The sequence below is a fragment of the Acidithiobacillus ferriphilus genome, assembly GCF_018854775.1.
GTDB classification, from domain to species: Bacteria; Pseudomonadota; Gammaproteobacteria; order Acidithiobacillales; family Acidithiobacillaceae; genus Acidithiobacillus; species Acidithiobacillus ferriphilus.
Genome location: NZ_JAAZTY010000089.1, coordinates 1 through 2,796, shown reverse-complemented (window position 1 = coordinate 2,796; position 2,796 = coordinate 1). Strand labels below are relative to the sequence as shown.

Genomic DNA, 2,796 nt, shown 5'->3' with positions numbered 1-2,796 from the left:
GGTGCGCTACGGACTGCGCAGCGCCGATGATCCACATATCGTGGCGTCGGTCAAAGTCATGGACGGCGTGCTCAAGACCGATACCCCAAGCGGCCCGGTCTGGCACCGCTACAACGGGGATGGTTACGGCGAGCACGCCGATGGCAGCCCATTCGATGGCACTGGCATCGGCCGTGGTTGGCCCTTGCTGGTAGGTGAGCGGGGCCATTACGCTCTCGCCGCCGGGGAAGATGCCTTGCCCTACATCAACGCCATGGTGGCCATGACCGGCAAAGGTGGCTTGCTCCCGGAACAAATCTGGGATGCGGCACCCATACCCGAAAAGGGCTTGTTTCCCGGCCACCCCAGCGGTTCGGCCATGCCTTTGGTCTGGGCCCATGGCGAGTTCGTCAAACTCTGCCATAGCGCTGTGCGGGGTACGCCGATAGATCGTCCGGCGAATACCTGGAAGCGCTATCAGGGTAAGGTTCCGAAAATTGACTATCGGCTCTGGCGCCTGCGCCAGAGGCCGCGTCAACTGCTCGCCGGACAAGAACTGCGGGTGTTATTGCAGGCGCCCTTCACCCTGCATTGGGGCATCAATGGCTGGCAATCGGTGCAGGACACCGACTCGGAAGACTGGGACCTCGGTCATGTCGTCCTCTTGCCGGTGCAAAAATTATCGGCCGGGGACAGCGTGCAGTTCGCCATCCGCTGGCGCGCCAGCGGCGACTGGCAGGGCGAAGATTTTCATATCGATATCATCGGAGGTGACGCATGATCAATCTGGACTTGCAGGGCCGGCGGGCGCTGGTCACCGGTGGGAGCGGTGGCCTCGGGCGCGCCATTGCCGAGACGCTGGCGGCGGCCGGGGCACAAGTGGCAGTGCATTACCGGAAAGGCCTGGACGAAGCCGAGACGGCGGTCGCCGCTATCCAGAAGCAGGGCGGTAAGGCGCAGGCTTTTCAGGCCGATGTGGCGGATCCGGCGGCCGTGGAGAAGCTGCTGCAGGCGGTGGAAGGCGCCTTCGGCGGCCTGGACATTCTCGTCAACAATGCCGGTATGGATGGTCAGCGCGCCAGCGTCGGCGAGGATGATCCGCAGGCATGGGAAAAGATCCTCGCCGTCGATCTCATGGGTCCCTACTACTGCGCCCGTGCCGCCATTCCGCGCATGGAGAAGGCCAAACGCGGGGTGATCATCAATATCACCTCTGTGCATGAGTTCATTCCCTGGGAAGGCTACAGCGCCTATACCAGTGCCAAGGCAGGCTTATCCATGTTCACCAAGACCCTCGCCCAGGAAACGGCGGATAAGGGCATCCGGGTGGTGGCTATCGCTCCCGGCGCCATCCAGACTCCCATCAATCAGTCGGTCTGGAGTGACCCACAGTCCCTCAAAGACCTGGATGAGAAAATTTCCATGGGCCGTCTCGGCAAACCCGAAGAGATCGGCAATGTGGTGGCCTTTCTCGCCAGCGATCTGGCCAGTTACATTACCGGCACCACCCTCGCGGTGGATGGCGGGATGCTGATTTATCCGGAATTCCGCCACGGAGGCTGAACATGGACGCCGATGTCATTATCATCGGCAGTGGCGCTGGCGGCGGCACCATCGCCCGCGCTCTGGCCGATTCGGGTTTGAATATTCTGATTCTGGAACGGGGCGATTATCTCCCCCGAGAATGGGGTAACTGGGACCCCCGCACGGTTTTTGCCGAACATCGCTACCATACCCACGAGCAATGGCGGGATCAGCACGGTAAATTCTTCTCGCCGATCACCGGCTATCATGTTGGCGGCAACACCAAATTTTATGGTGCCGCCGTTCTGCGTCGGCGCGAAAGCGATTTCCTGATACGTCATCACAAGGATGGCAACACCCGCGCTTGGCCCATCTGTTATGCTGATCTCGCACCCTTTTACGATCAGGCCGAAGCTTGGTACTTCACCCACGGTCAGGCAGGGACGGACCCGACCGATCCCCCACGCGGCGATTATCCGTTTCCGCCGTTTTCCCACGAAGAGGATGTCGCTCTGGTGGATACGGCACTTCGAGGGATGGGTCTGCATCCATTTCCGCTTCCTTTGGCGATCCATCGACTGGACGATGACCCCGAGCACAGTCCCTGTGTACGCTGCCCGACCTGCGATGGATTCCCTTGTATGCTACATGCCAAGGGCGATGCAGAAGTTTGCGGTATCCGTCCGGCGCTCGAATACAGTAACGTGCGTTTACTGACCAAACACCGGGTGCAGCGGCTTATATCCAGTGCAGATGGTAAGCGGGTGGAAACGGTTGAGACCGATCAGGGGTGTTTTAGTGCCAGACTGGTGGTATTGGCCGCAGGGGCCGTGAATAGTGCCGCGCTCCTTCTCGCGTCAGCCTCAGAACAATTTCCTACCGGTCTGGCCAATCATAGCGATCAAGTCGGCCGTCATTACATGTGTCATCTCAATAGCGCCTGCATGGCCCTCAAACCTGGCCGGGAAAATCGTACAATATTTCAGAAAACCTTGGCCTTGAACGATTTTTACGAAGATTCTGGAGATCCAGAATATCCTTATCCCCTCGGGCACATCCAATCCCTGGGAAAGGTCACCCCGGGGCTATTTCACGCCGAACAACCGCACTTACCCATCCCCGCCACGGCTTGGGCGGCCAGTCATTCGGTGGACTGGTGGCTGACCACCGAAGATCTGCCAGATCCCACTAATCGTGTTTCGCTGGACGAAGATGGCACCATCCGCCTCACCTGGAATCCCAAAAATCGAGAAAGTCATCAGCGACTTTGCCACAAGTGGCGGGAACTACTAA

General features: G+C 59.4%; 2 protein-coding genes and 1 pseudogene. All 3 read left to right on the top strand.

All coding sequences use genetic code 11. From position 1 onward, the window contains the following. Positions 1 to 760: pseudogene (locus HF921_RS06985) on the top strand (glycoside hydrolase family 15 protein); the annotation flags it as partial. Next, positions 757 to 1,542 carry a glucose 1-dehydrogenase gene (locus tag HF921_RS06980; protein WP_064218029.1) on the top strand — a complete coding sequence of 262 codons (786 nt, stop codon included), beginning with the start codon at positions 757 to 759 and terminating at the stop codon, positions 1,540 to 1,542. The pseudogene HF921_RS06985 and the gene HF921_RS06980, both read left to right, overlap by 4 nt. A 2-nt stretch (positions 1,543 to 1,544) precedes the next feature. Further along, a partial coding sequence (locus HF921_RS06975) for a GMC family oxidoreductase N-terminal domain-containing protein (RefSeq protein WP_215893569.1) occupies positions 1,545 to 2,796 on the top strand: 1,252 nt, incomplete at its 3' end.